Annotated in this window: 18 protein-coding genes; 3 read left to right on the top strand and 15 right to left on the bottom strand. The window is 63.9% G+C overall.

Going from position 1 to position 26,661, the window contains the following annotated elements; translation table 11 throughout:
* Nucleotides 1–92: 92 nt before the first annotated feature.
* On the top strand, nt 93–3,149 hold the full coding sequence (locus M0D65_RS07470; RefSeq protein ID WP_266252100.1) for an AAA family ATPase: 3,057 nt from the start codon (nt 93–95) through the stop codon (nt 3,147–3,149).
* On the opposite strand, the gene M0D65_RS07465 is transcribed toward M0D65_RS07470, so the two are convergent.
* From M0D65_RS07465 to poxB, 11 genes are all read right to left on the bottom strand, one after another.
* On the bottom strand, nt 3,146–6,259 hold the full coding sequence (locus tag M0D65_RS07465; RefSeq protein WP_266252099.1) for an AAA family ATPase: 3,114 nt from the start codon (nt 6,257–6,259) through the stop codon (nt 3,146–3,148). The genes M0D65_RS07470 and M0D65_RS07465 overlap by 4 nt on opposite strands.
* Nucleotides 6,256–7,962, bottom strand: a complete 1,707-nt coding sequence (locus tag M0D65_RS07460; protein ID WP_266252098.1) for a LuxR C-terminal-related transcriptional regulator — start codon at nt 7,960–7,962, stop codon at nt 6,256–6,258. The genes M0D65_RS07465 and M0D65_RS07460 overlap by 4 nt, the downstream gene beginning before the upstream one ends.
* A gap of 132 nt (nt 7,963–8,094) precedes the next feature.
* Entirely contained in the window at nt 8,095–8,511 is a 417-nt protein-coding gene (locus M0D65_RS07455; protein ID WP_266252097.1) for a DUF3331 domain-containing protein, read from the bottom strand.
* On the bottom strand, nt 8,508–9,530 hold the full coding sequence (locus M0D65_RS07450) for an AraC family transcriptional regulator (protein WP_266252096.1): 1,023 nt from the start codon (nt 9,528–9,530) through the stop codon (nt 8,508–8,510). Before M0D65_RS07450 ends, M0D65_RS07455 begins: the two co-directional genes overlap by 4 nt.
* Nucleotides 9,531–9,719: 189 nt before the next feature.
* Entirely contained in the window at nt 9,720–10,133 is a 414-nt protein-coding gene (locus M0D65_RS07445; RefSeq protein ID WP_266252095.1) for a MucR family transcriptional regulator, read from the bottom strand.
* 174 nt (nt 10,134–10,307) lie between these two features.
* Nucleotides 10,308–11,783 carry a mechanosensitive ion channel family protein gene (locus M0D65_RS07440; RefSeq protein WP_266252094.1) on the bottom strand — a complete coding sequence of 492 codons (1,476 nt, stop codon included), beginning with the start codon at nt 11,781–11,783 and terminating at the stop codon, nt 10,308–10,310.
* Entirely contained in the window at nt 11,784–13,277 is a 1,494-nt protein-coding gene (locus M0D65_RS07435; RefSeq protein WP_266252093.1) for an MdtP family multidrug efflux transporter outer membrane subunit, read from the bottom strand.
* A complete protein-coding gene (locus tag M0D65_RS07430; protein WP_266252092.1) occupies nt 13,277–15,445 on the bottom strand; it encodes an FUSC family protein in 2,169 nt (722 codons plus the stop codon). The genes M0D65_RS07435 and M0D65_RS07430 overlap by 1 nt, the downstream gene beginning before the upstream one ends.
* Nucleotides 15,442–16,536 carry a multidrug transporter subunit MdtN gene (gene mdtN, locus M0D65_RS07425; protein ID WP_266252091.1) on the bottom strand — a complete coding sequence of 365 codons (1,095 nt, stop codon included), beginning with the start codon at nt 16,534–16,536 and terminating at the stop codon, nt 15,442–15,444. The genes M0D65_RS07430 and mdtN overlap by 4 nt, the downstream gene beginning before the upstream one ends.
* A 14-nt stretch (nt 16,537–16,550) precedes the next feature.
* On the bottom strand, nt 16,551–16,901 hold the full coding sequence (locus M0D65_RS07420; RefSeq protein WP_266252090.1) for a YtcA family lipoprotein: 351 nt from the start codon (nt 16,899–16,901) through the stop codon (nt 16,551–16,553).
* Between the two features lie 26 nt (nt 16,902–16,927).
* Entirely contained in the window at nt 16,928–18,649 is a 1,722-nt protein-coding gene (poxB, locus tag M0D65_RS07415; RefSeq protein ID WP_266252089.1) for a ubiquinone-dependent pyruvate dehydrogenase, read from the bottom strand.
* A 269-nt stretch (nt 18,650–18,918) separates the two neighbouring features.
* Between poxB and M0D65_RS07410 the strand changes: the two genes are divergently transcribed.
* Nucleotides 18,919–19,710, top strand: coding sequence for a phosphate/phosphite/phosphonate ABC transporter substrate-binding protein (locus tag M0D65_RS07410; RefSeq protein ID WP_266252088.1), 792 nt, complete (start codon nt 18,919–18,921; stop codon nt 19,708–19,710).
* 16 nt (nt 19,711–19,726) lie between these two features.
* Here M0D65_RS07410 and M0D65_RS07405 read toward each other — a convergent pair whose 3' ends face one another.
* The 4 genes from M0D65_RS07405 to M0D65_RS07390 all read right to left on the bottom strand — a co-directional run bounded on the left by M0D65_RS07405 (nt 19,727) and on the right by M0D65_RS07390 (nt 25,504).
* Complete coding sequence (locus tag M0D65_RS07405) at nt 19,727–21,745, bottom strand: acetyl/propionyl/methylcrotonyl-CoA carboxylase subunit alpha (RefSeq protein WP_266252087.1); 2,019 nt, start codon at nt 21,743–21,745, stop codon at nt 19,727–19,729.
* 52 nt (nt 21,746–21,797) lie between these two features.
* Nucleotides 21,798–22,604, bottom strand: a complete 807-nt coding sequence (locus tag M0D65_RS07400; protein ID WP_266252086.1) for an enoyl-CoA hydratase/isomerase family protein — start codon at nt 22,602–22,604, stop codon at nt 21,798–21,800.
* Nucleotides 22,605–22,641: 37 nt separating this feature from the next.
* Entirely contained in the window at nt 22,642–24,249 is a 1,608-nt protein-coding gene (locus M0D65_RS07395) for a carboxyl transferase domain-containing protein (protein ID WP_266252085.1), read from the bottom strand.
* 73 nt (nt 24,250–24,322) lie between these two features.
* Nucleotides 24,323–25,504, bottom strand: a complete 1,182-nt coding sequence (locus tag M0D65_RS07390) for an isovaleryl-CoA dehydrogenase (RefSeq protein WP_266252084.1) — start codon at nt 25,502–25,504, stop codon at nt 24,323–24,325.
* A 225-nt stretch (nt 25,505–25,729) separates the two neighbouring features.
* Between M0D65_RS07390 and M0D65_RS07385 the strand changes: the two genes are divergently transcribed.
* Complete coding sequence (locus M0D65_RS07385; RefSeq protein ID WP_266252083.1) at nt 25,730–26,608, top strand: TetR/AcrR family transcriptional regulator; 879 nt, start codon at nt 25,730–25,732, stop codon at nt 26,606–26,608.
* Nucleotides 26,609–26,661 lie beyond the last annotated feature (53 nt).

The raw sequence follows: 26,661 nt of genomic DNA, 5'->3' as shown, positions 1-26,661 counted from the left end.
CGGTTTTCGCGGGCATTTTGCCGGTATAGAATCGACCGGATATTTAATGCCAGGGTCGAGGGAATGAACGAGTCGTGCGGTCGGAGACAAACGTGAGCGATTTTCCGCCCTTCCGGCTTGACCGAGCCAACCAGTGCGTCTGGCAATCCACACCCGACGGCGGCGAGCACCGGCTCAACCTCCGGCCGCGTGCCTACGACATGCTTCAGTATCTGGTCGACAATGCTGGCCGGCTCGTCACGCACGACGAATTTCTCGATGCGCTCTGGCAAAAAGTGCTTGTGCAGCCGGAAGTTCTGAAGGCTCACATGCTGTCGATACGCGCCGCACTGGGCGACGATCCAGCACACCCCAGGTTCATCGAAACACATCGTGGCCGCGGTTATCGTTTCATCGCGCCGCTGCAAAACCCACTGCCAGTCAATACTGTCAATACCGTCGATGCAGGCAAACCGGCTCATGGCGCATTCGTCGGACGTACTCCCCAGTTGAATAAACTCAAGGCGCTCTTCGACGAAGCCTGTGCAGGCGAGTCGCGGGTCGTGTTTGTCGCCGGCGAACCGGGTATCGGCAAGACCACGCTCGTCAATCAGTTCCTCGAATCGCTCGAGGGTCGCGCCGACGTGCTGACATCGCTCGGGCGCTGCGTGGAGGGGTACGGCGGCACCGAGCCGTATTACCCGGTGCTCGAAGCGCTCACGCAACTGGTGCGCGGCGACGCCGGCGCGGCCGTCACGCGCAGTCTGATCTCGATTGCCCCGACCTGGGCCGCGCAGCTTCCCGGTTCGGTGCCGGAGCGACATCGCGCCGCGTTGCAGCGGCAGTTGGTCGGCGCCGTCAGTGGCCGCATGTTGCGCGAAATCTGCGAGTTCTTCGCCGCGCTGTCGGAGCAAAGACCGCTCGCGCTCGTCTTCGAAGATCTGCACTGGTCGGACTATTCGACGGTCGACATGCTCTCCGCCCTCGCCCGTCAACGCAATCACGCGCGGTTGATGGTCATCGCCACCTATCGCCCCGAAGATGCGGAAGTCGTTCAACACCCGCTGTGCCGGTTGAATCGCGATCTCGGTTTGCAGAAACTCTGCCACGACATCGTGCTCGAACCGCTAACCGAAGGCGCGATCGCCGAGTACCTCAAAGGCAAGGCACAGCACGCTCGCGAGGACGATCTCGCACAGCTCGTGTGCGAGCGCTCCGGCGGCAATCCCCTCTTCATGGTGGCTACGCTCGATCATCTGGTCGCGCAAGGCATCGCGCAATCCACACCCGATGGATGGAAGCTGCACGTGTCCGCGTCGGAAGTGCGGCTCGAAGTGCCACTTACGTTGAGTCAGGTCATCGAACATCGCATCCAGCGGTTAACGCCCGAGCAGCAACGCGTCCTCGAAGCTGCGAGTGTAGCGGGGCTCAAGTTCGACGCGGCTGTGCTCGCTCCGGTCACGCAGATCAGCCAGGAATGCGTCGAGGAAACCTGCGAAGCGTTGTGCCGGCAGGAAAGCTTCATCCGTCGCGAGGCACCTGCGCCGCCCGGTCGGATTGCCACGGCACGCATCTACGCATTTCGTCACGCGATGTACCGGCAGACCTTCTATGAACGTCAGGGCACGCTGCGCACCGCGCGTTCGCATCTGCGGATTGCGGAAGAACTCGAAGCACGCTCCGCTACCGGAGAACGTCGCGGCATCGCGGCCGAGCTGGCCCAGCATTTCGCGGCAGCGAGGCAATGGTCGCGCGCACTAGCCTATCTGCGCATCGCGATCCAGACGGCCAAAAAGCGCCTCGCCTACAACGATGCGCTCGCCATTCTCGATCGCGCGATGATGCTGGCCGCGAATCTGCCGGACAACGCACGCGCCGCAGCGGAAGTGGAATTTCTCGAAGGGCGTGTGTCGATCTTCACCGCGGCGCACGACAGGCGCGCGCGAGAGACCTGCGAGCAACTGGCCGCGCGTGCGGCGAAACTCGGGCTGATCGATATTCAAAGCCGCGCATTGCTGAGCCTCGCGTACGCCTATAGCTGGCGCGATCAGCTTCGTTGCAGCCAGATCATCGACGAAGCGCTGGCGCTCAGCGAACAGCAAACCAATCTGCAGCAACAGGCGCGTACGCGTATCAGCTGTTACGTCTGGAAGATGTGGGTGCGCGGCTGGCATGCCGACGATATCCATCGATGCGAAGCTGCCCTCGAACCGTTACGCGACGGCGACGATCCATTCACGACCGCCTGGTCGCAGTGCGAATACGCCATGGTGCTAATGGTATCCGCCCGTTATCAGATGGCCCAGGACACGATCCTCGCGAACTACCAGTTCCTCGTCGACCACGACGAGAACCGGCCCGAGTTCAACATGGCGCGCGCCACGTGGATGGTCAACCTCGGTGTGCCGTGGACACTGCTGTATCTCGGCGACTTCGGACGCGCGCAGCAGGAGTTCGACCGGGCAATTGCGATGTTCGGCGTCAACGGCAATCGGTACGGTGCCGATACGCTCACGCTATATCGCTGCTGGCTGCAATTTCACGCGCAGGATTTCGACGCGATGCTCGCGTCCTGCACCCAGGTTCTTGCGGAAACCTCATCCGAAACTTCCGGCCGCCGCTCGACGCTTCCCGCAGAGCAACGGCTCGGCATTCTGCTGAAGGGACTGGCTCACCTGGGCCTCGGCGACACTCGCGCGGCGCGTGTTCATCTGCTCGACGTGATGCAGCGCATGGACAGCGAACCGGTGATCTTCGACTGGTACTGGCGGCTGTCGCTCGAATGGGGACTCGCGAATCTTGCGCTCGCGGAAGATGCACTCGACGAAGCGACATCGCACGCCGCGCGTCTCGTCAAGCTTGCAACCGATACGGAAGAGCGCACCTGGCAGGGTCTGGCGTGGGAGACACAGGCGCGCGTCGCGTTGCGCTCTGGCGCAGCGACGGACGCCGTGCGCTACATCGACGCAGCGCTCGCGGCCACGCAGCACTTCGACACGCCGCTTGCAGACTGGCGCATTCATGGTACGGCGAGCGATGCCTATAACCTGGTGGGCGACACCAAAAACGCGGCCCATCATGCCGAACTCGCAGCGACCCAAAAAACGGCGCTTGCCGCGAGCTTGCCGGCCAGACATCGTCTGCGCGAAACGCTGGAGGCCGGCAGCTAGTCCGCGGGCTGTTCGGCAAGACGGCGGCCAAAGCCGGCATCCGGCGAGAGCGAGCCAGCCAGTTGCGCCCGTGCTTCGACGCAGCGTCGCCGCGCACATTCCGCGCGCGATATGTCACCACGTGCCTCATGCAACCGCGCCGCCGTGCGATGCAACCGCCAGTTTGCGAGTGGGGTCTCGAAGCCGTCGGTCGCGGAAAAGGCGGCGTCGAGATGCGACATCGCGCGCTCCAGATCACCCTCGTTCAACGACACGCTCGCCATCGTTTCCCACGCAAGCGCCTGCCAGGTTCGCTCGTCGGTAGCGAGTGCACGTTCGAGTAGCCGGCGCGCGCGCCGCTGCGCCACCTTGAGATCCCGACACGCGAGAGCGAGATTCGCCCAGCCCCATTCGAGCGCGAGCCGCCAGTACCAGTCGAACATGATCGGTTCGCGCTCCATGTGTTGTTCCGCGTCTGCGAAGCGCGCCTGCGCAGCCGCACTTTCGCCGAGCCCTGCATGTGCAAGCCCCGCGAGGATCGTCCAGACGCGCTGTTGCGGCGGCAGGAACGCCGCGCGCTCGCGCGTGTGAACGTCGGAGGCGGAATGATCCGCGGCCTCGGCGAACTGCCGGTCGAGGTCGACCACAATCTCGAAGTCCATCGTATGAACCAGCAACCAGCCGCGATAGACCTGCAAGGTACGCGCCGCGAAGTAATTGCCGTTGTCGTGGAAGATCTGGATACCGCGGTCGAATTCGTCGAGCGAGCGGCCCAGATCGCCGAGCGACATCAGCGCCCATGGGACGCCCAGACGCGTCATCCACATCGCGCGTGAGATATCGAAACACGGCTGCCTCAGGGCCTGGTCGTGCAGCACGCAATAGCCCGCCTGCACGGTGTCCAGCGCAGTGCGGTAGTGCGTCGACACCATCAACAGCATGCAGTGTTCGAGTTGCGCTTTGGCGATGGACACGGGGTCGCCGATCTCGCGCAAGGCAGCGAGCGCATCCACGCATTGCTGCGCACCCGCTGCGTTCCAGCCTTGCGCCCAGATCCGTCTCACGTTGCATTCGACCTGCGTCGCCGCGCCAACCCGTCGATCCGGAAACGACGCAGCCAGCCTGAGCGCATCGTCGAGACGTACCACCGAACGAACCTGATCGTTCCAGCCCAGAACGTACGCAAGACCGAGCAATGCGCGCAGTTGCGCGCCGGTCTTGCCGAGCTGGATAGCCTGTTCGTGTAACGTCCGATAGGCATCGACTGCCTGCGGGTCGTGGGCGGCGGCATACAGCGCCGCGCGCGCCTCGGCAAGCTCGATGCGCTGCGCCGGGCGCAAGTCCGCCGGCAGGTGCTCGATAAACGTATCGCCCTGATCGAGCATGGTTAGCGCTTCGCGGTAGGCATAGCGCAGCTTCGCGGTCTGCGCAGCAACGCGCAGATAGTCGAGCGCCTTGTCCCATTGCTGCGCGTCGGCGAAATGCCAGCCCAGTTCCGCTGCGATCCCGTCGTGGTACCCCGCGAGAAACAGGCGCTCAAGACGCTCGCCGATCGACCGGTGCGACGCGGAGCGCCGTGTCTGCCCCTGGCGATCATAGAAAACGCTGCGCACCAGCGCGTGCGTGAAACTGAACAACTGCGCGCCCGTACCATCGGGCAAGCTACGAATTCCAGCGAGGCGAATAAACTGGCCGCGCCGCGCCAGATCGCCGCACAGGCTTTCGAATGTCTCGAACGTCATCGCAGCCGCTTCCGCAGTAGTCGCCGACATGAACGTCAGTCCCGCCACGCTCGCTGTTTCGAGCGCGCGTAATGCATCGGGTGGCAATCGACGGATGCGCATCTCGATGACCTGGGCAATCGTATTCGGCAGCGCATCGCGCAGTTGTGCCGCCGGCGCGCACTGATACCAGCCGCGCGGCGTTTTTTCCACGAGTGCCTGTTCGTGCAGATGCTCGAGAATCGCCTGCATGAAAAGCGGATTGCCGCCGGAGCGCGCGGCGACGAGGTCCGCGAGTTCCTCGTCGAGTGGGTTCAGGTTCGCACCATGTGTGAGCCAGTGGCCGATCGACTCGGACTTGAGCGGCGCAAGGTCGATCGCCTCACAGGCGCCGCGCCGCAGCAGCGCGTGATGGAGCTTCAGCACCGGGTGCTCGACGGACGCGGCTTCGTCGCTACGGTAAGCGGCTACCAGCATGAGCCGCAGCGGATCGTCGAGTCGCGCGAGCGCGGACAACATGTCGATCGTCGAAGCATCGGCCCAGTGCAGATCGTCGAGTACGAGCAGTAGCGGGCGCGCTCTCGCCAGCGCTTGCAGCAGATCGCAGATCTCGCGCATCATGCGCTGCCGTCCGGCGCCGAGCGTGCGCGCTAGCAGCGATTCGCGCACGGCCACCGGCACGTGCGCCGGCATCAGCACAGCCCAGGTCGGTGCGATCGATACGAGGGCTTGCATTGCAGCTTTTCCATCTGCGCCGCGGCATAGTCGGCCGAGCGCTTCGAGCACCGGGTAATACGGCTCGGTTCCGCCGTAACCTTCGACACAGCCGCCGCCCAACACCCATGCATCGCCAGGCGGTGCTCCTGCGAGAAACTCGTCGATAAGCGTCGTCTTGCCGATACCGGCCTCGCCGGTGACAAACACGATCTGGCGCGTGCCGGCCCGGGCCCGCTGGTGTGCTGCCAGCAATGCATCGAGCTCCGGCGTGCGCCCCACGAAACGTTCGGCCCGGCGCGCGAAGAAACCTGACTGGGCTCCTACGGCAAACGTGTCGACCGGTGCAATGAAGCGATAGCCTCGCCCGCGCTGTGTTTCGACATAGCGTGGTTGCGCGGCGTCATCGCCCAACGCACGGCGGATTGCCGCGACGTGTCCCTTGAGCACCTCGGGCTGCACATGAACATTCGGCCAGACGGCTTCGAGCAATGCGTCGGACGACACCAGTCGCTGTGCGTGTTCGACGAGATGACGCAGCACAGCGAAGGTTTTGGGCGGCAGGTCGATGCGAGTGGCCGATGCTTGCGCTGGACTCAACTGCCATAGGCACTGATTGGACAAGTCGAGCCGAAAACCGGGGAACTGCAGCGATGGGGAGACGCGAAAGTCAGGGACGCGAAAATCGGAATTCAAGCGGAAAGACTCCTCGGTATCGGGATCAGACCGAGACGAGTGACGAGTGTGACTGCCTCGGTCCGGTTTCTGACCGACAGCTTGGCATAAAGATGTTTCGCGTGTGACTTTACCGTTTCGGGCGCGATGCATAACTCGCCGGCGATCTGCTTGTTGGACAGCCCGCTTCCCATCAGCTCGACGATGCGGCGCTCGCGCTCGCTGAGTCCCGTGCCGGTGTGCGTACCCGTGTGCGAGCGCGGGGTTACCTCGGCCACGAGCGGTTCGTCAGCCGGGTTCGCGTCGCGTTGCCGGTGCACCAGCAGCATGCCCGCATACGGCAGCAGTTCGCGTGTGTCGCTGACCGGAACGATACGCTGCTGCACGATCGCGTCGATGAGTTCGGCAACACGCGCACTGCAATTGACGAGGGTTTGATGCAAACCGACCGACGGCGCAAGTCTGAGCAGACCGACGAGTACTTCGACCGCTTCGCCGCGTTGCTCCGTCACGAGCAGCGCTTCGACCAGCAACAACGCAACGGGAACCGCCGCATACAGACTGCCGCGCCAGACCATGTCGCGATGAACCTGCCGCAACGATGCGATATCGACCGTACAGGGTGAGCGAGCCAATGCGACGCGCGCGCCGGCGATCGTGTGGAAACGCGCAATCTCGAGGCTCACGTGGTTGCTTGCCCGCTCTTCGCCGGCGAGTTCGGCGAGACGTTGCAGACACTGGGCCGCCTGCTCGACGCGACCGCTGCCGGCCTCGATCTCGATCTGCTGTGCAAGGCTCACAGCGCGCAGTCTCGGCCAGCCGCGTTGTTCGGCTAGCGTCTCGGCTTCCCTGAGTATCACCCGTGCCCGGCTGGCTTGCCCGCGGCCGACGGCAATTTGCGCAAGCAACCGATGCGCACGCAGTGCGCTTTCGAGCGTGCAGCACTGGCGGATGCTTGCCATCCTCGCGACGACCAGCGCTTCCGCTTCGTCCACCTGGCCCTGCTCGTAGAGGACCTGCGCAATCAGGCATGCGGGAAATGCATCGGCGGGAACGTGCTTGCCGATATGGCGGCGACCGACTTCGAGCGCATCGGTAGCGAGCAAACGCGCCGCGTTGAAGCGCATTTGATCCAGCGCGACGGCGGCATCCAGCGCGAGATCGAAAAGCGCGGAGATTGCCTGCATTCGCCCCGGCTGACTATCGAGCCTGCTGCGTTCGACCGCATGGAACCGCTCCAGATCGCCGCACCGCCAGTACACGCTGCGGCACACCGTCAACGCGACATATGCAGTCGCTGCGTTTGCACCGGACCCACGCGCAAACAATGCGGCGGCCAGGGCCGCGGACTCATCGTCCTGCAACACCAATGCCGCCGCGCGCAGCGCGGCGATCTCGCAGCGTAGCGCCTCGCCCGCCGCCACGGGCAACCTGCTCGCGTGGTGTTCGAGCTGGTTCGCGATGGCGAGCACCTCGCTGCAATCGAAGCGCATCAGGATCTGCCACGCCCGCGCGACGTCGCGGCGAATTTTCGCGAGACCGATATCGGTCCGGACAGCACCGGTGCGTGCAATCTGCGGTGCCTCCCGGGGATAAATGCCCTGCGGAAGATGAGCGGGAAAAGGCGCATGCAATGCGCCGGTCTCGAACGAAACACACGGCATCGCCGCCGTCGTCGTCCGGACTACTTTCGAAAAGCTTTCGTGCGCAACGATATCGTTCATGCCAGGCTCCGTCGGGACATCAGATCGTCGCAATCGCTCAACGAAGGGTGATGTCGTCCAGACTAGTCCTGGCACCGTTACGAAGCGTGATGATTCGGTTATTTTTCGGTAATGGCGCGGTCGTGATGGAGCCTAGACCGGTCTTCCTTCTTCCAGTCGCGCGATGGCAGCCACCGAGATCGACCGGAAGCGGCGGGCCCCGCCACGCTGTCGAACGTTCGGACGATAGATCAGATCGCCAGCCTGATACGACTCGCCGCTCAGCGAGCACACGCCCCTATGACGGGCCGTGCGCATAATCCAGGTCTGCTCGCCATACCGCCCAGACGTAGCGTCAGCCCAGCAGAGCACGATCGAGGTTTGGGAAAGACGCTCCAGAATTTCCACGCACGGAGCATTGGGTATCGAATCCCGGCATCGGTATTCCGGTAGCGTCGACGCCCCACGCGCCTCGACGTCCTTAAACGCCACGAGCGACGACATGGTGCTCATGGGGCTAAGCGAGCCCAGTATTTGCAGCCACCTTTGATCATCCACACTGTCGCTCATAGTCCCTCGTCCGCGTCGATGTGCATTGCTGCTGCGATCCGCGTGCGCCACGCGTTAGGCGGCTCGCCGATCGCACGCTTGAAAACCGCGGTGAAATGCGCATGCGAGCTAAAGCCGCAACTGAGCGCAATGTTCAGCACACTGAACTCCGACGAACGCAATAGCTTTTGCGCATGTTCGAGCCGTCGCTGCAGCAGGTAAGCGTGCGGCGAATAGCCGGTCGTCGAACGAAACTGCGCGGCGAAATGCATGCGCGTGAGCCCTGTGCTGGCCGCCACTTCGGCGAGCCCAATCGGATTGGCGAGATTCGCTTCGATGAAATCGATGGCCCTGCGCAGGCGCCACGTCGGCAGCGCGGCACTGCGCGAACCCGTGCGCGCCGGCAGGCCGTCCGTGCGTCGTGCCAGCAAGCGGGCAACGATCGCATCGCAGACGCTGTCCGCGTACATGCGGCCGAAAGTATCGGCGAGCGGATTCGCATCCTGCAGCGCGAGTGCGAGCCGTTCGACGGCAACGTCACGAAAGATGCGCGGACTCTGCCCCGCGAGATCGGGCCGTACGAGTTGCCCTTCAGCTTCGTCATAGCGTCGCGACAACAGGGCCGGTGCGATAAACAGGTGCATCACGCGACATGGCGATGCGTAGAACGCCTTTACGCTCTCTCCGGGCGCCGTGATCTGGATCGAACCGGGCATGACCGGCCCATCGCAGATGATCTTGCCGTCGTGCTGAAACTTCAGTGTGGTGGCGCTCAGACTGATGCCGACCGTATAGAAGCGCGCATCGCCCACACTCGATACTTCGTGCGGCTCTGCAACGTCATCGCCCCAACTGCCGGCGAGAATGCGATCCGCGGCGGCTGTATCGACTGAGGAAAACGGCGGGCAGCGCCAGCGCTCTTCGGCCCGGACGATCGAACTGTCGCTCGCACACTGGCGTGCGCCCAGGCCACGACCGTCATCCTGACGAGCCCCCCGGCGCATACCCATGCTCGCTGCCTCCTGTGACTGCCTGGACATGATGTCGCTCCCTGTCAATGCGCCGCGCTGCCGGACCGGCTGGGATGCAGCGAGCCGGCGGACACCATTGGCTCCATGGCGCCCTGCCCACAAGCCGCTTTCATTGATGAGCATCATGCGCGAGACCGCCCGTGCTCCGGTATCCCTCGAATGGGTGACGCGGTCGCACGCGAGCGCCCGCGCTTTCCTTCAAGACTTTCCAGGACCTCGCGCCTTGATGGCACCCGTCAGATGATTTCTCGCGATGGTCGAGCGCAACGCCGAGTAGGCCGGCGCGACCATCGGATAGTCGGCGGGCAAGCCCCACTTTGTCCGGTACTGCTCGGGCGTCAAACCGTAGCGATGCTGCAGATGGCGTTTCAGCGACTTCATTTTCCGGCCGTCCTCGAGGCACACCAGATAGTCGTCGTGGATCGATTCGTCGATCGGCACGGCCGCCTCGGCCTGAAGACCGGCTTCGTCGTCCGCGTCGCGCAACGCAGCGAGAGCGGCATGCGTGCTGGTAATGAAAGCCGGTAGTTCGGCGGCCGGCAGCGGATTGCACGAGACGAAGCTCGCCACGATCTCGGCGGTCAGTTCGAGCAGATGAGCGCGCTCCGTCATGGGTAGTCTCGCGAACTCACAGGTCTGGACTCAGCGAGTAAGCTGCCCGAAAGCAGCGGGCGGATGCGCGCGACACCATAAGCTCGCCTCACACTGAGATGGGATACGAGGTCAAGGTAGCGGCGCGCCAAACACGGGTCAATCACCCGAACGGGGGCGAATCCGCACGCCCTGTTAGAGATGCAGTCCATGCAGTGCCTCCACGCCGCGGGCAATCCATGCGGCGAGACCGTGCGGCGTCGCGGGCATGTCCTTGCCCAGTTCCATCAACGCGTGGCCACGCCGTTCACGTTCCGCGAGCTTGGCCGCGAGTACGTGGGTCAGCTCGGGATGGCGCTTCAGCAACACGGCGATTGCGGTTCCAGGCAACTCGTACACGATCGCATAGGTCTGCGCGGAGATGTCCGCCCCGGACGCCACTCCTGCAACGGGCCCGCTCTCGCCGAAATATTCGCAGGGCGCGAAACGCATGACGTCGACGGACACGCCATCGTGCCGGGTCGCCGCGTTGATCACGCCATAGCCGACCAGCGTGATCGAGGTCGGCACGTCGCCGGCCCGCAGCAGCATTTCGCCCGCGGCAAGCTCGCGCACCCGCAGCGCGCTCGCGAGCTGTTCCTTTTCTTCCCGCGTCAGCAAACCGAAGATGTTGATGCTGTCGATCAGACGACGTCCAACCGAACGCTCACCCGAAGCATCGGCATCGTTCGTTGACGACTGAAACAGCGAGAGCGCTTCAAGGTGTCGATGCGCGGCATCGAAGAACGCGTTGAGCGTGTCGTCGGTGCTGCGGCCGTCCGAGACGAAGAACGACACTTCGTAGTCGGTGGCCTGCCATCCGACCGACTTCGTGACGACGCTTACGGGCCGCGCGGCATCGATACCGACACACGATTCAACCGCCAGCCGCAGCGCCGACACCACCGACGAAGGACGAACCGTCGGGCTCGCCTGAAAACGCACCACAGTCGCGTGCGCGCCCGCCGGAACACTCGCATTGACGACCTTCGACTTCGCGATCGCCGAGTTCGGCACGACGATCAGATCGTGATTGCCTTTGAGCACATGCGTCGCGCGCCATGTTACTTCGCGCACCTGGCCTTCGGACCCATCGTCGAGCACGATGCGGTCGCCCACCCGGTACGGCGTGGTCGCATTGATCACGAAACCGGAAAACAGATCCGCGAGCGTGCTCTGCAAAGCCAGCCCCAGCACGATCGCGAGGGCACCCGAGGTGGCAAGCACCCCCTTGAGCGGAATGTTGAACACATCGGCGACGATGGCGACCGCGGCGGTGAGGTACAGCACGGTCTCGACGACATCGAGCGTAAAGCGCTCCTGACGCGTGCGGTCGTTGATCACGTAATAGAGTCGCAGCACGGCCGTCGCCGTCGAGGCCGCCAGCAACCACCAGACGATCTGCACCGCGCCGCGCGCAAAGCGGTATTCGGCGGAGGCGCCGAGATCGGGCGTTTGTGTCGGCGAAAATTGCGCGTGCAACATCGCAACCGTCAGCGCAGCAAACGCAAGACAGCGCAGCACGGTGCGCGGCAGCATGTGGCGCATGCGTGCGCCCCACAACAGCACGATCAGATTCAGTCCAACCGCGGCGACCGGCAACAACAACGGTGCGAGCGATTGGGGGACCATCTAGTGCTCCCCGCTCCTGGCCAGAGGGGGTAAATCGTCGCTGCGATAACCGCCGCCCAACGCCCTTGTCAGGACGATTTCTGCCTCGAGTTCGTCGCCGTTCAGTTGCAGCAGTGCGAGTTGCCCTTCGATGACCGGCGCCCTTGCCTTCATCGCCGCGGCGCGGTCGGCGAGACCGCGCTGGTACTGCGCCTCGGTGCTGTCGCTGGTTACGCGGATCGCCTCGATCCGTTCGCGCTGCAATTGCGCCCGATGGTCGAGGTCGTCGATCTCGCTGCCGGTTTGTGCGATGTCCCGCACCGCGCCAAGTACCGCCTCGTTGTACTGCTCGATCAGCGTATTGCTGGCGGCACGCGCACCATGCAAACCCGCGTTCAAACGACCGCCATCGAAGATCGGTAGCGTGAGCCCTGGTATGAAGTTGATCTGCTCGCCCGAGCGCGTGAACAGATCTCGCATACGCAGCGCGTTAAAGCCGAAAAACGCCGTGATGTCGAAGCTCGGATAGAACGCTGCCTTGGCGGCATCGACGCGGTCGAACGACGCCGCGGCAAGCCAGCGCAGCGCCTGCAAGTCGGGTCTGCGGTTGAGCAGTTCGAACGACAGCGTTGCGGGCAAGCCGACCGACGGCGACGGCAACGCAACCGGCGTGAGCTCCGGTAGATCGTCGGGGCCTGCTCCCACCAGTGCGCGCAGTGCCTCGCGGGTCTGAACGATCTGTTCCTGCGCCGATGCGATCTGCTGGTCGAGTGCGAGCAGTTGTGCGCGTGCTTCTGCCGATTGAGTCAGTGCCTCCAGACCTCGTTCATGACGCGCGGTTCGGGCATCCAGTTCAAGCGCGTCGACGCTGCGCAGTTGCTGCAGCAAACCCAGGCTCACGTAGACAATCTGGATCTGGTAATAAAGCTGCGCGACACCCGTCGATACTTCCAGCTCCGCCTGCGCCGCCTCGGCACGCCGTGCGTTCTGCTCGCCAAGCGCTGCGCGCACGAGGTCGCGTTGCTTGCCCCAGAGATCGACGTCGTAGTGCGCATCGACGCCGACGAGCCCGGTCCAGTACCACGGCCCGTACGCGCCGATGGCGGGATCGTGCGAAGAGTATGCGCTGAGAAAGCCGTGGCCGGACACGTGCTCGCGGTCCGCTTCGGCAAGCGTCGACGCCTGCAGGCCAGAACCCGCGCGTATCAGCTCGACCTGGGCGTGTGCCTGCGAGACATGCTCGCGCGCAATCGCCAGCGTCGGTGCATGACCGAGCGCGCGGTCGATCAGCGCATCGAGTTGCGGGTCGCGATACTGATCCCACCAGCGCGCGGAAGGCCAGCCTTCGCTCGCGAGATGGATATCGTCGGCGAGACGGATCTGTTCCGGCGCGATGAAGGCTGCGGGTGGGCGGTCGTGATGAATCAGTGCGCACGCAGTAACGCATGCGCAGACTGGCAGCAGTATCAGCCAGCGGCGCACGAAACGCGGGAGCGGAACATGAATATCGCGCATCACGCTGTTCCTGTTGATGCAGCGTCGATTCGCTGTGCCGACGCTATTTCATCCGTCGACCATTGCGGTAAGCCGGCGAGCGCGGCGTCGATACGGGTAGCCAACTCGAGCAAAGCAGCACTTCGTTCACCGGCAGCCCGGTCCACTACTATGCTCGTCAACGTCGCCAGGTCGAGTGGAACCGGTGGTATTGCGAGCGGTGGTTCGCTCGACAATTGCTGCGCGTAGCGTTCGAGCGAGTCACCGAGGCTCCGCTGAAGCACTCCACATGCTTGCATCAAATCGACTCGCGACGAACCAGCGTATGCGGCGTCGAACATGGCCTCGTCATGGAACGCATCGCTTGCCAGCAGAATCGAGCGGCTCTGCGCGAGCACCGTTTGCACGAGCAGTGTGACACGGGCCGTTTCGCCTTCGCGCCAGTCCGGTTCGAGCGCGACCCGGGCGAGCGTCGCTTCGCAATCCGCGAGCATCGCCCACGCGGTCGATGCCGACTGGACCTGTGCAACCGCTCCATTAGCACCGGCTTCTGCCGCCTGCGCATGGCCGCGCGCGAGCGCCGCGATTGCACGCACGACCTTCGACAGTTGCGAACGCAACGCATCGGCCTCGCCTTCCGGCCACACCGACATCTGGATAAAAGTCGCCACGCCCACGCCAAGCAGTATCCCCACTAGCCGGTCGCGGATTTCGGTGAGGTCGGACGGCGGCGCGAACTGTTCGAGCAACGCCAGCGAAAACGTGAACATCATCTGCAAGCCGGCGTAGCTGATCCGCTCGGAACCCGCCGACACCCACGCTCCGAGCGCGATGACGGGCAAGCTCATCAGCAGGAGTCCCGTCACGCTTTCCAGGTGCGGAATCACGAACGCGACCATGAATAGCGCGAGACCACTGCCAAGCAATGCGCCGCTCACGCGCAGCAGACCGTGCCGGCTCGATGCGCCGAGACTGGGCAATGCGACGACGAGGCAGGTCAGCATGATCGTGTGAATGCCGGGCCAGTTCACCGCGTTGTAGAACACGTAGCAGATCAGTACCGACAGCAGCGTGCGAAGTGCGAAGCGGGCGTAGCGTGGGTTGGAAAAGGCATCCGCCGGTAGTAACGCCGGCGGCGCGGGCGGTGGCGTGCCGGCATGCGCGGCCTGGGTGCTCGTTGCATCCGCAAGCGCTTCGATCGCACGCTGCATGGCGGCAATCGCAGGAATCGACGTCGGTTCGTCATGTCTGCGCGTAGCGATCGGTCGCGGTAACGATGCATCTTCGGTAATCGCGGCATCGAGCGCGGCTACTTCGTTTTGCATACTGCGGATCGCGGCAATACCCGCGGCCCCCGATTGTTGCGCCGTAGCAGGCAATCCGGCCGCCGCCTCGTACAACCGGGACACCGTAGTTACGCATGCGAGCATCGCTGCGGCTGCGGCCTCGCTGTAGCGCGTACGCATCGTGGAGAAACGCAGGAGTTTCTGCAGCGACGTCGCGCCCTGCTGCAGATCGCCTGCATCGAGTGCGACCGGCATGACATGCGTCGGCTCGACCAGCGCAGATAGGCGCACCTGCACCGCTACGAGTTGACGGTGCATCGCCGCGCGCAGTTGCTTCTCGGGCTCGGCGGGCAACAGGATCGTATTGATGATGAGCGCGACGACCACCGGATAGTTAACTGCGGACCACACCCATAGCAAACTGCGCACCAGTGCTTCGGCGTTGTCGGTCAGATCGACAAAGCTCTGCGCATAGATCACGATGATCGCGATCAGAAAGAACACCAGGCCGAACTTCGTTGCCGCGCGCATCAGATACACGCTGCAAAAGAAGATCGCACTCGCGACGACGAGGCGTAGCAGCGGATAGTCGAAGGTCAACCGATAGAGCCCAGCCGCAATCGCGATCGCACAGGTCGTGCCGATGACAAGGCCCAACGCGATCATGCGCGTCAACACCACGTTGGACTGCGTGACATAAAACACGGCCATCAGCGACAGCGCCAGCTCGGGTACGCTCAGCGTCATCGACGCGACAATCACGATGGCGCTGCCCAGTACGCAGCGTAGCGTGACATTGCTGCGTCCCGGAAACGCTGTCAGTTCGCGCCGCAGGAACGCCACGAGACGTGCAAGTGGGTGTGGCCATGCGAACCCACGCCGCAGGCCCGTCGCGGTGCTCATGGCTGGGCTCCGGCTGCAGCAGCCGCGTCATGTCCGCCGGAGCGCAACACCGCCACCGCCGACGTCCCGATCCGGAACAGCCGCGGGTCCGGACGATCGATCAGGATCTTGACCGGAAAGCGCTGCGCAACGTGCACCCAGTTGATGCTGCGTTGAATGTTCGGCAGACCGTTCGCCGTGCCTCCGCCGTCCTGCGGATCGACGCCATAACCGACCGAGTCGACCGAGCCGCTAAAGCGGGTTCCGGTATCGCTCATGAGGTATACGGTTGCTCGCGTGCCGGGATGGATCTGGCCGAGTTCGTTCTCGCGGAAATTCGCTATCACGTACCAGTGTCGCGTATCGATCAACGTAAAGACCGGCTTTTGCGCAGACACATATTCCCCGACCGATGTACGCAGTTCGACGACACGTCCATCGAACGGCGCCCGCACGGTCGCGTACTCGAGATTGAGTTGCGCCGACGCGATCTCGGCCTGCAACACCGAGCGTTGCGCCACCAGCGCATCGACGCCGCTAACCGCCGCCTGTGCCTGACGAGCCTGCGCTTCGGCGGCTGCCAGTTCCGCAAGCGCCGAGCGCTGCGAGGTTCGCGCGCGATCGAGGTCGTCGGCGGAGACGTAACCCTTCTTGATCAGCGGCTCCATTCTCGCGAGCGTATCGCTGGCCTGATTCGCCGCCGCCTGGGCACGCTCGACCGCTGACTTCGCGGCCGCCGCACCGAACGTCTGTGCGTTCACGCTACGTTGCGTCAACGGAATCTGTGCATCGAGCTGCACCAGCGACGCTTTCGCGCGCATCAATGCGTATTGATATGGCCGCGGATCGATCTCGAACAGCAGATCGCCCTGCTTGACCGCCTGGTTGTCGCGCACGGCGAGGTTGACGATCTTGCCGCTCACTTCCGGCGATACGCCGATTGTGTCCGCGTAGGCGTAGGCATCGTCGGTGCGCGGCGACGTATCGACACGCCAGATCACCGCAATGGCCGCGATCACGGTCAACGCGATCAGCAGGATGGCAGGCCAGCTTCGTGGGCGCTTCGCCGGTTTCGCGGCGCCCGGGGTTGCCGCGCTCAGGTTGGAACTCATCTTCACACCGTCCGTCACAGATTGAAGCCAACGGCCCAGAGCACGATCGAAAAGAGCGCAGTCAGTGCGGGATAAACGATCGCTGGGGGCGTGAGCCAGCTGCCGTAACCGCGGCGGTACGACAGCACGTGTACGACCGCTGTCAGGATCACGCCCCCGGTCACGCAGAACAACCAGTCCGGAAAGTACGCACCGAGAATCCCTACCGACGGCGAACCGCTACACGCCGTGAGCAGCGCACACATCAACAGGCTTGCTGCGGCTTCATAGCGGCGCGCAGATCCCGTTCTTCGCGTGAGCGAATCTTTCGCTGTGCCGGCTGCGCACGCGTTCTTGGGCGATTGCCGCCCGATCGTGGAGCGCATACGCTCACCGGAATGTCTGGCCCGCATCAGCGCGTCAAATTCACTTTGGCAATATCGATCAGTTCGCGGCCGCGTCCGTCCATGACCGACTTCATCATGAAGAGGCCGAAATGCCAGGCTTCGTCGATAGTGGTTTTCGGTGGCATGATCAATTCCTGACGCGCACTGACGACGTCGACGAGTGCCGGGCCATCGTGCGCAAACGCCGCTTTGAGACCGGCTTCGAGGTCTTGAGGCCGCTCGACGCGAATACCCTTCACACCGATCGCCTCGGCCATGTTCGCGAAGTTGGGATTGATCAGCTCGGTGCCCGTGTCGAGAAAGCCCGACGCGCGCATTTCGATTTCGACGAAACCGAGTGTGCCGTTGTTCAGCACCACGACCTTCACGGGCAAGCCGGCCTGAACCAGCGTGAGAAATTCGCCCATCATCATCGCGAAGCCGCCGTCGCCCGACATCGAGATGACCTGGCGCTTCGGAAACGCTGCCTGCGCGCCGATCGCATGCAACATCGCGTTGGCCATCGATCCATGATTGAACGAGCCGATCAGCCTGCGCTTGCCGTTCAGCTTGAGATAGCGTGCGGTCCACGCGATCGGCGTACCGACGTCGCAGGTGAAAATCGCGTCGTCCGCCGCGAGCTGGCTGACCAGTCGCGTCACATACTGCGGATGAATCGTCGTGCTCGACGGATTGCTTTCGGCCAGTGCATCGAGATCCTTGCGCGCGCTGCCGTAGTGTTCGAGTGCCCGGTTCAGATGCGATGCATCGGTCTTTTCGTTGAGCAGCGGCAGCAGCGCATCGAGCGTGTCCTTCACCGTGCCGAGCAGACCGAGATCGAGCGAGCACCGGTTGCCGAGCGCTTCGGGGCGCACATCGATCTGGGCAATCTTGGCGTTGTCCGGATAGAACTGCCGGTACGGAAAGTCCGTGCCGAGCAGCAGCAACATGTCGCACGCCTTCATCGCCGCATAGCCCGATGCGAAACCGACCATGCCAGTCATGCCGACGTCGTACGGATTGTCGTGCTCGATGCTCTCCTTGCCGCGTAGCGAATGCACGATCGGCGCCTTGAGCCGCTTCGCCAGTTCCAGCACCTGGTCGCGCGCACCGGCGCAGCCCGCGCCACACATCAGCGTCACGCTCGATGCCTCGTGCAGCAGACCTGCGAGGCAGGCGATGTCGTCTTCGCTGGGGCGCAGCACAGGTGGCGCACCAGGCACGACCCAGGGCGGCACCTCGGCCACCGACGGCGACAGCGCCACATTGCCGGGCATGACGACCACCGCCACTCCGCGACGCGCCACGGCGACGCGCATGGCGCGGGTCAGGATCTGCGGCAGTTGCGCGGCGTCCGATACCAGTTCGACGTAATGGCTGCACTCCTTGAACAGGATTTCGGGGTGCGTCGCCTGGAAATAGTCGATGCCGATCTCGCTGCTCGGGATATGCGCCGCAATCGCCAGCACCGGCACACCGCTGCGCTGGCAATCGAACAGCCCGTTGATCAGATGCAGATTGCCCGGCCCGCAACTGCCTGCGCACACCGCAAGCTGACCGGTCAGATGCGCTTCGGCACCGGCGGCGAACGCCGCGCCTTCTTCGTGTCGAACGTGAATCCAGTCGATCTCGCCCGAGCGTCGCAGGGAATCGGACACGCCATTCAGCGAGTCGCCGACGACGCCATAAATGCGTTTTACGCCGGCGTGCGCGAGCGTGGCGACGAGATAGTCAGCTGCAGTGGTCATGCAGCACCTCCAGAGGGATGGATGCGATGGCGCGGCCTGATTGGGCCGGAGGCTCAGGGCGATGCGCTGTGTGTGAGGTCATAGTGCCCCGCCTCATCTATCGACGCTGTTCAAATCGCACGGCTTACTAGCGATTTAGCACGGTATACGCGTCGCGATGCATGCGTGAAAGCCTTACGGGCTGGCTTCTACGGCCCGGCGATCTTGCAGTCGCGACGGTTAGGTGCAGCACCGGGCGACACGCAAACGGATATGCCACAATCGCGGCCATGACCTGGATCGCCACCCTCCCGATGTACAACGTGACCCCCGCGCTCGCCGCCCTGTGGCGCGAGTTGCTCGACGACGCGCTGCGCGCGGTCACGCCCGACGCCGCCGTCATCGATGCCGGCAACGACTTGCACGCACTGTGGCGCCGCGACGATCTGCTGCTGGCGCAGACCTGCGGTTATCCGTTGATGCATGGCTTAGAGGATCGCGTGCAGCTCGTCGCAACGCCGGAATTCGAAGCGCCCGGCTGCGCCGGCACCGATTATTCGAGTGCGCTCGTCACGCGTGCGAGCGCGCCGCTGGCCACGCTCGAAGCGTGCCGCGGTGCGCGTGCGGCCTTCAATCAGGACGATTCGAACAGTGGCATGAATGTGTTGCGGCACGCGGTCGCACCGCTGGCACGCGGCGGCCGCTTTTTTGGCGAGGTGGTGTGCACGGGCTCGCATCTGGGCTCGCTGCGTGCGCTGGCGGAAGATCGCGCGGATCTGGCGGCGATCGATTGCGTGACGATGGCGTATGTGCGCGACGCGCTGCCCGAGCTGGCGCAGCAGGTTCGGCAGATCGGTTGGAGCGCCGCGTCGCCGGGACTGCCGTTGATTGCGGCAAATACGGTTGCACCGGAGACCGTTATCGCCCTACGGCACGCCTTGAACGCGGCAAACGATGCGCAGCCGCAACGCGCTGCGCAGCTACGGCTCAAACGCTTCACAGCGCTTACATTCGCGGACTACGCGCGGATCGGGCAACTCGAAGACGAAGCATTCGCAGCCGGTTATCCGCGCCTCGCGTAAATACCGGCCCGCGTCATCACTCCACTTTGAGCGTCAGCAGTTGCGCTCCGTCGGCAACCTGATCGCCGACCGCGTACAGCACTTCCTCGACGACGCCGGCGCTCGGTGCGCCGATCGTGTGCTCCATCTTCATCGCTTCCATCACGATGAGCGGTGTGCCCTTTTCGACGGTGGCGCCCGCTTCGACCAGCACGGCGATCACCTTGCCCGGCATCGGCGCGGTGAGCCGGCCTTCGCCGTGCTCGACGTCCGCAGCATGCGCGAGCACGTTCTGCCATTCGAACGCGAGCGCGGCACCGCGGCAGAACACATGGAACGTGTCGCCGTCGGCAAAGACGCGTCCTGTTACGCGCGCATCGCCAAGCGTGGCGCCGAATTCGTGTGCATTGGTGCCGCGCCACCACGTAAAGGCTTCGACTGTGCCCGCGTGAGCGAGCGTTTGTGTGCCGGCGCCCAGGCTATCGCGTGCGAACGTCACATCGAATGAGCTGTCGTTGTCGACGTCGCGCCACGTCAGCGTCTGCGTATAACCGCCGTTCAGACGCCAGTGCGACAACCCATCCCACGGCGATGCGGATTGCGCCGCACCGCCTTCGCGTGCGAGCAACGCTGCGCAGGCAAGCGCCAGCGCTTCGCGGAACGGCTTCTTCGCCGGAGCGAACAGCGCATCGTGATGACGCTCGATCAAGCCGGTATCGAGATCGCCGGTCGAGAACGGTTCGCTTGTGACGATGCGTTGCAGGAACTCGACGTTGGTATGCGGCCCAACCACCTCGCAGCCCTGCAACGCGCGATGCATCCGCGCGAGCGCTTCGTCGCGCGTCGCGCCCCAGACGATCAGCTTGGCGATCATCGGGTCGTAATATGGCGTGATCGTATCGCCTTCGCGCACGCCACTATCGATCCGCACCGCCGCGCGTTCGCCGCCTTCTCCGACGATGAACTCGACACCTTCGGGCATCCGCAGATGCCGCAGCGTACCGGTAGACGGCAGGAAGCCGCGCGCCGGATGTTCGGCGTAAATACGCGCCTCGATGGCGTGGCCGGTCAGTGCAAGCTGTTCCTGGGCAAGCGGCAGCGGTTCATCGGCCGCGACGCGCAACTGCCACTCCACGAGGTCGAGGCCCGTCACCATTTCGGTGACCGGATGCTCGACCTGCAGGCGCGTGTTCATTTCCATGAAGTAGAAGTCACCGCCGGTCATGATGAACTCGACCGTCCCTGCGCCGACGTAGTTCACCGCGCGCGCTGCAGCGACTGCTGCTTCGCCCATTGCACGACGCAGCTCCGCCGGCAACCCGGGCGCGGGCGCTTCTTCCAGCACTTTCTGGTGACGGCGCTGCACCGAGCAGTCGCGGTCGAACAGATACACCGCGCCGCCATGACGGTCCGCGAACACCTGCACTTCGACGTGACGCGGCCGCTTCAGATACTTTTCGATCAGCACACGATCATTGCCGAAGCTGCTGGCCGCTTCACGCTTGCATGACGCGAGCGCAGCGGCGAAATCGGCGCTGCGCTCAACCACGCGCATGCCCTTACCGCCGCCGCCCGCACTTGCCTTCAACAGCACCGGGTAACCGATCGCATCGGCTTCGCGCTGCAATAGCTGCGCGTCCTGATCGTCGCCGTGATAACCCGGCACGAGCGGCACCGCGGCCGCATGCATCAATGCCTTGGCGGCAGCTTTCGAACCCATCGCCGCAATCGCTGTGACGGGCGGTCCGATGAAGACGATGCCGGCCTGCTCGCAGGCACGCGCAAAGTCTTCGTTTTCCGACAGGAAGCCGTAGCCCGGATGCACAGCCTGGGCACCGCTCGCACGCGCCGCTTCGACGATGCGTTCCGCACGCAGATAGCTTTCCGCCGCGGTGGCGCCGCCGATATGCACCGCTTCGTCGCAGGCGGCGACGTGTTTCCCGCCGGCATCCGCGTCCGAATACACGGCAACGCTCGTAATGCCGAGCCGCCGGCACGTAGCTGCGACGCGGCACGCAATCTCGCCCCGGTTCGCGATCAGGATCTTGTTGAACATGGAGGTGTCTCGCCGATGGTGGGTTGCCGTAGGAACATCGCGTGTGCGAACGTTATGCGGAGTCGCCGCGCCATGCGGGCGCGCGTTTTTCGAGGAACGATGCCACGCCTTCGCGACCTTCGGCGCCGGCACGCACACGTGCGATCCGTTCCGCGGTGTCTTCGATCAGCGCGGTATCGAGCGTGCGGCCCGCGATATCCTGCACGAGCGCCTTGCATTCGCGCACGGCTGAAGGGCCGTTCGCGCATAGCGTTGCCGCCAGCTGCTGCACGGTTATGTCGAGTTGCGCTTCGCTCACTGCTTCGCTGACTAGACCGAGCCGCAGTGCGGTTGCGCTGTCAAACTGTTCAGCCGTGGCGAAGTAGCGGCGTGACGCCTGCTCGCCCAACGCGCGGATCACATACGGCGCGATCGTCGCAGGGATCAGGCCGAGGCGCGCTTCGGACAGACAGAAGCGTGCGGTGTCGACCGCGACGACGATATCGCACGCCGAAATCAGGCCCATGCCGCCCGCGTACACGTCACCGTTCACACGTGCTATCACTGGTTTACGACAGCGATAGATCGCCGACAACATCGCTGCAAGGCGCAGCGCATCGGCACGGTTCTCGGCATCCGAGAAACCGGCCATCTTCTTCATCCAGTTCAGGTCGGCGCCGGCGCAGAAGGCCTTGCCGTTCGCGGCCAGCACGACCGCGCGCACATCGTCGCTCGTATCGAGCGCGGTGAAAACCGCGGTCAGCTCCGCGATCATCGTTTCGTTGAACGCGTTGCGCACGTCGGGACGATTCAGCGTGACTGTCGCCACCTGGCTCGTGCCTTGACCTGAGAATGCGAGGTTCAGGGTTTCGTATTGCATGTCCGTTCGCTCCTTCGGCGCTATCAGGTCTTGCGCTTTACATCCGGAACACGCCGAAGCGCGTGTCTTCGATCGGCGCGTTCATCGACGCGGATAGCCCGAGGCCGAGCACATCGCGCGTCTGCGCGGGATCGATCACGCCGTCGTCCCACAGCCGCGCGCTTGCGTAGTACGGATGCCCCTGGTGCTCGTACTGCTCGCGGATCGGTTGCTTGAAGGCTTCTTCCTGCTCCGCGGTCCACGTGCCGCCCTTCCCTTCGATACCATCGCGCTTGACCGTCGCGAGCACCGACGCAGCCTGCTCGCCGCCCATCACCGAAATACGCGCGTTCGGCCACATCCACAGGAAGCGCGGCGAATACGCACGTCCGCACATGCCGTAATTGCCGGCCCCAAACGACCCACCGATGATCACCGTGAACTTCGGCACCTTCGCCGTCGCGACCGCGGTCACCATCTTCGCGCCGTTGCGCGCGATCCCTTCGTTCTCGTACTTGCGGCCAACCATAAAGCCGGTGATGTTCTGCAGGAACACGAGCGGGATCTTGCGCTGGCTGCACAGTTCGATGAAGTGCGCGCCCTTGAGCGCCGACTCGGAAAACAGGATGCCGTTGTTGGCGATGATGCCGACCGGGTGCCCCCAGATATGCGCGAAACCAGTAACGAGCGTCGTGCCGTAGCGCGCCTTGAATTCGTCGAAGGCGGAATCGTCGACGATGCGCGCGATCACCTCGCGGATGTCGAACGGCTTGCGGGTATCGACGGGAATCACGCCGTACAGGCTCTTCACATCGTAGCGCGGCGGCACTACCGGTTGCAGCGCGACCGGCACATCCTTGCGACGATTCAGATTACCGACGATGCTGCGCGCGATAGCCAGCGCATGCGCATCGTTCTGCGCGAGATGATCGACCACGCCGGAGAGCCGCGTATGCACGTCGCCGCCACCGAGGTCTTCGGCGCTGACTTCCTCGCCAGTGGCCGCTTTCACGAGCGGCGGACCGCCCAGAAAAATCGTCCCCTGGTTCTTCACGATGATCGACTCGTCGCTCATCGCGGGCACGTAGGCGCCGCCTGCCGTGCACGAGCCCATGACGACCGCGATCTGCGGAATGCCCGCTGCGGAAAGATTCGCCTGGTTGTAGAAGATGCGGCCGAAGTGGTCGCGATCGGGAAATACGTCGTCCTGGTTCGGCAGGTTTGCGCCGCCCGAATCGACGAGGTACACGCACGGCAGATGGTTCTCTGCCGCGATTTCCTGCGCGCGCACGTGCTTCTTGACGGTGACCGGGTAGTAGGTGCCGCCCTTCACGGTCGCATCGTTACAGACGATCACGCATTCCTGCCCCGCGATGCGGCCGATGCCCGTGATCACGCCCGCGCCAGGCGCGTCGTCGTTGTACATGCCGTACGCCGCGAGCTGCGACAGTTCGAGAAACGGCGTGCCCGGATCGAGCAACTGGGCGATCCGGTCGCGCGGCAACAGCTTGCCGCGCGAGACATGCTTGTCGCGTGCCGCCGCGCCGCCGCCCAGCGCGAGCTTGTCGACTTTCGCGCGCAGATCCGCAACCAGCGCTTCGAGCGCGGCAGCATTGGCGCGGAAATCGTCCGAGCGCGGGTTCAGCCTGGTTTCGATGATCGGCATGACGGGAAACTCCTGTTCTACGCGCGGTGTGCTTATCGTTAGCTGAGGTTCGTTGCGGATTGCTGCGGATCGGTTACAGCGTTTCGGCGAACAGTTCGCGGCCGATCAACATGCGGCGAATTTCGCTCGTGCCCGCGCCGATTTCATACAGCTTCGCATCGCGCCACAGGCGGCCGACCGGGTATTCGTTGATATAGCCGTTGCCACCGAGAATCTGGATCGCCTCGCCGGCCATCCACGTTGCTTTTTCGGCGGTGTAGAGGATCACGCCTGCGCAGTCCTTGCGTACCTGGCGCACGTGATCTGTGCCGATCGTGTCGAGTTGCCGGCCCACTGCGTACAGATAGGCGCGGCATGCCTGCAGCGTGGTGTAGAGATCCGCGACCTTGCCCTGGATCAGCTGGAATTCGCCGATTGCCTGGCCGAACTGCTTGCGGTCGTGGATGTACGGCACGACCGCATCCATCACCGCGACCATGATGCCGGTCGGACCGCCCGCGAGCACGGCGCGCTCGTAGTCGAGCCCGCTCATCAGCACCTTCACGCCGCCGTTCAGTTGACCAAGGATATTTTCTTCCGGCACCTCGACGTCCTGGAACACCAGTTCGCCCGTGTGCGAGCCGCGCATGCCGAGCTTGTCGAGCTTCTGCGCAACCGAAAAGCCCTTCATGCCTTTTTCGACGATGAATGCGGTAATGCCACGTGAATTCGCTTCGGGATCGGTTTTCGCATACACGACCAGCGTGTCGCAGTCGGGGCCGTTGGTGATCCACATCTTCGTGCCGTTCAGCACGTAACGGTCGCCCTTCTTTTCGGCGCGCAGCTTCATGCTGACCACGTCGGAACCGGCGTTCGGCTCGCTCATGGCGAGCGCGCCGACTTGTTCGCCGGAGACGAGCTTCGGCAGGTATTTCTGCTTCTGCGCAGCGGTGCCGTTGCGGTGAATCTGGTTCACGCACAGGTTGGAGTGAGCGCCGTACGACAAACCGACCGACGCCGACGCGCGCGAGATTTCCTCCATCGCCACCATGTGCGCGGTGTAGCCCATATTCGCGCCGCCGTATTCTTCCGCGACCGTCATGCCGAGCACGCCGAGGTCGCCGAACTTTCGCCACAGGTCCATCGGGAACTGGTCGGTGCGATCGATCTCGCCGGCGCGCGGCGCAATTTCCTTCGCCGCGAACGACGCGACCGTGTCGCGCAGCATTTCGATCTCTTCACCAAGCGGGAATTGCAAACCGGGCAGATTGCTCATCTGTGTCTCCATGATTCGGGATTCGGACCGCGTGCCAGGCCTGTTGCCGCACCGCTGTCCGTGCAACGCGAATTTCACGCTAGATTGACGTATGCGTCAATAGATTTTTTGGAATTTTTGAGTAATACTCAGATATGCATGAAATGGCTGAAAGTGCTGTAATCCGGCGATCAAGGCCATTCCTCGCGGTTTTCCTGGCGCAGGAAACTGACTAATACTCATACGATGACCACACCGAAAACAGCCCCGGCGCATGGCCGGGGCTCCGTCCCACCCTCGGCCACTGTCGCTGCCGGTCGCCCCGACCTGCCCGCTACACGGCGCCAGCCGGCTGGCCGCAAGTCGCAGCAGCGCGTGAAGGAAATCCTGCAAGCCGGTCGGGATGTGTTTTCGGAAAAAGGCTACGAGCGCGCCACCACCGCGGAAATCGCGCAGCGACTCGGCGTATCCGAGGCAACGGTGTTCAGTTATTTCCGCGGCAAACGCGAACTGTGCGCGCATGTGATCGGCGACTGGTACGACGAAATCATCGGAGCGATCGAAGCCGGCCTGCCGCAGGACGGCACCGTGCGGCAGCAGTTCGCTTTTATCGTGCGCATGCATTTGCGGTTGATGCTGGTGAATGGCACCGGGCTATGCGCGCTCGTGCTCTCCGAGGGCCGCGCGCAGCATCACGACCTGAGCGTTGCGCTCACCGACCACCAGCGGCGCTACACGGCGCCGTTGATGGCCGTGCTCGCGCGCGGCCAGGAAAGCGGCCAGGTGCGCGCCGACATGCCGCTGCGGCTACTGCGTTCGCTGGTGTTCGGGCCGATGGAGCACGTGCTGTGGGACGCGACGCTCGGCCAGCGGCCCACCGATATCGAAGCGACCGCCGAACAGTTGATCGACGTGCTGTGGTCGGCCTTGCAGCCGCCCGATGCGCCGCATGCGGCACTGCGGCAATTCCGTCATGAGGTGGGGGAAGCGATGGTCCGGCTCGAGCAGGCCGAAGCGGCGCTGGCGGTGCCTGAGGCGACAGCGTCTGCAACCGCGTCGAAAGGTACTGCGAAAGCGGCGGCACGCGGCAAGGCAACAACCGACGCACCCGCACGCCGAACCTGAATCATCTCCCTGCCGGACCAATCCTGAAGCGGCGGCGTGGCCGTCGACGGCGA

It is taken from the genome of Paraburkholderia sp. CHISQ3 (assembly GCF_030464945.1).
GTDB lineage: Bacteria > Pseudomonadota > Gammaproteobacteria > Burkholderiales > Burkholderiaceae > Paraburkholderia > Paraburkholderia megapolitana.
Note: the sequence above shows the minus strand (reverse complement) of the source record. Positions and strands in the feature narration are given on the sequence as shown.

Excerpts from the sequence above, each read along its gene's own strand:
- M0D65_RS07460 (WP_266252098.1), bottom strand. The coding sequence starts at position 7,962 with ATGAACGATATCGTTGCGCACGAAAGCTTTTCGAAAGTAGTCCGGACG.
- M0D65_RS07455 (WP_266252097.1), bottom strand. The coding sequence starts at position 8,511 with ATGAGCGACAGTGTGGATGATCAAAGGTGGCTGCAAATACTGGGCTCG.
- M0D65_RS07450 (WP_266252096.1), bottom strand. The coding sequence starts at position 9,530 with ATGTCCAGGCAGTCACAGGAGGCAGCGAGCATGGGTATGCGCCGGGGG.
- M0D65_RS07445 (WP_266252095.1), bottom strand. The coding sequence starts at position 10,133 with ATGACGGAGCGCGCTCATCTGCTCGAACTGACCGCCGAGATCGTGGCG.
- M0D65_RS07440 (WP_266252094.1), bottom strand. The coding sequence starts at position 11,783 with ATGGTCCCCCAATCGCTCGCACCGTTGTTGTTGCCGGTCGCCGCGGTT.
- M0D65_RS07435 (WP_266252093.1), bottom strand. The coding sequence starts at position 13,277 with ATGCGCGATATTCATGTTCCGCTCCCGCGTTTCGTGCGCCGCTGGCTG.
- M0D65_RS07430 (WP_266252092.1), bottom strand. The coding sequence starts at position 15,445 with ATGAGCACCGCGACGGGCCTGCGGCGTGGGTTCGCATGGCCACACCCA.
- mdtN (WP_266252091.1), bottom strand. The coding sequence starts at position 16,536 with ATGAGTTCCAACCTGAGCGCGGCAACCCCGGGCGCCGCGAAACCGGCG.
- M0D65_RS07420 (WP_266252090.1), bottom strand. The coding sequence starts at position 16,901 with ATGCGCTCCACGATCGGGCGGCAATCGCCCAAGAACGCGTGCGCAGCC.
- poxB (WP_266252089.1), bottom strand. The coding sequence starts at position 18,649 with ATGACCACTGCAGCTGACTATCTCGTCGCCACGCTCGCGCACGCCGGC.
- M0D65_RS07410 (WP_266252088.1), top strand. The coding sequence starts at position 18,919 with ATGACCTGGATCGCCACCCTCCCGATGTACAACGTGACCCCCGCGCTC.
- M0D65_RS07405 (WP_266252087.1), bottom strand. The coding sequence starts at position 21,745 with ATGTTCAACAAGATCCTGATCGCGAACCGGGGCGAGATTGCGTGCCGC.
- M0D65_RS07400 (WP_266252086.1), bottom strand. The coding sequence starts at position 22,604 with ATGCAATACGAAACCCTGAACCTCGCATTCTCAGGTCAAGGCACGAGC.
- M0D65_RS07395 (WP_266252085.1), bottom strand. The coding sequence starts at position 24,249 with ATGCCGATCATCGAAACCAGGCTGAACCCGCGCTCGGACGATTTCCGC.
- M0D65_RS07390 (WP_266252084.1), bottom strand. The coding sequence starts at position 25,504 with ATGAGCAATCTGCCCGGTTTGCAATTCCCGCTTGGTGAAGAGATCGAA.
- M0D65_RS07385 (WP_266252083.1), top strand. The coding sequence starts at position 25,730 with ATGACCACACCGAAAACAGCCCCGGCGCATGGCCGGGGCTCCGTCCCA.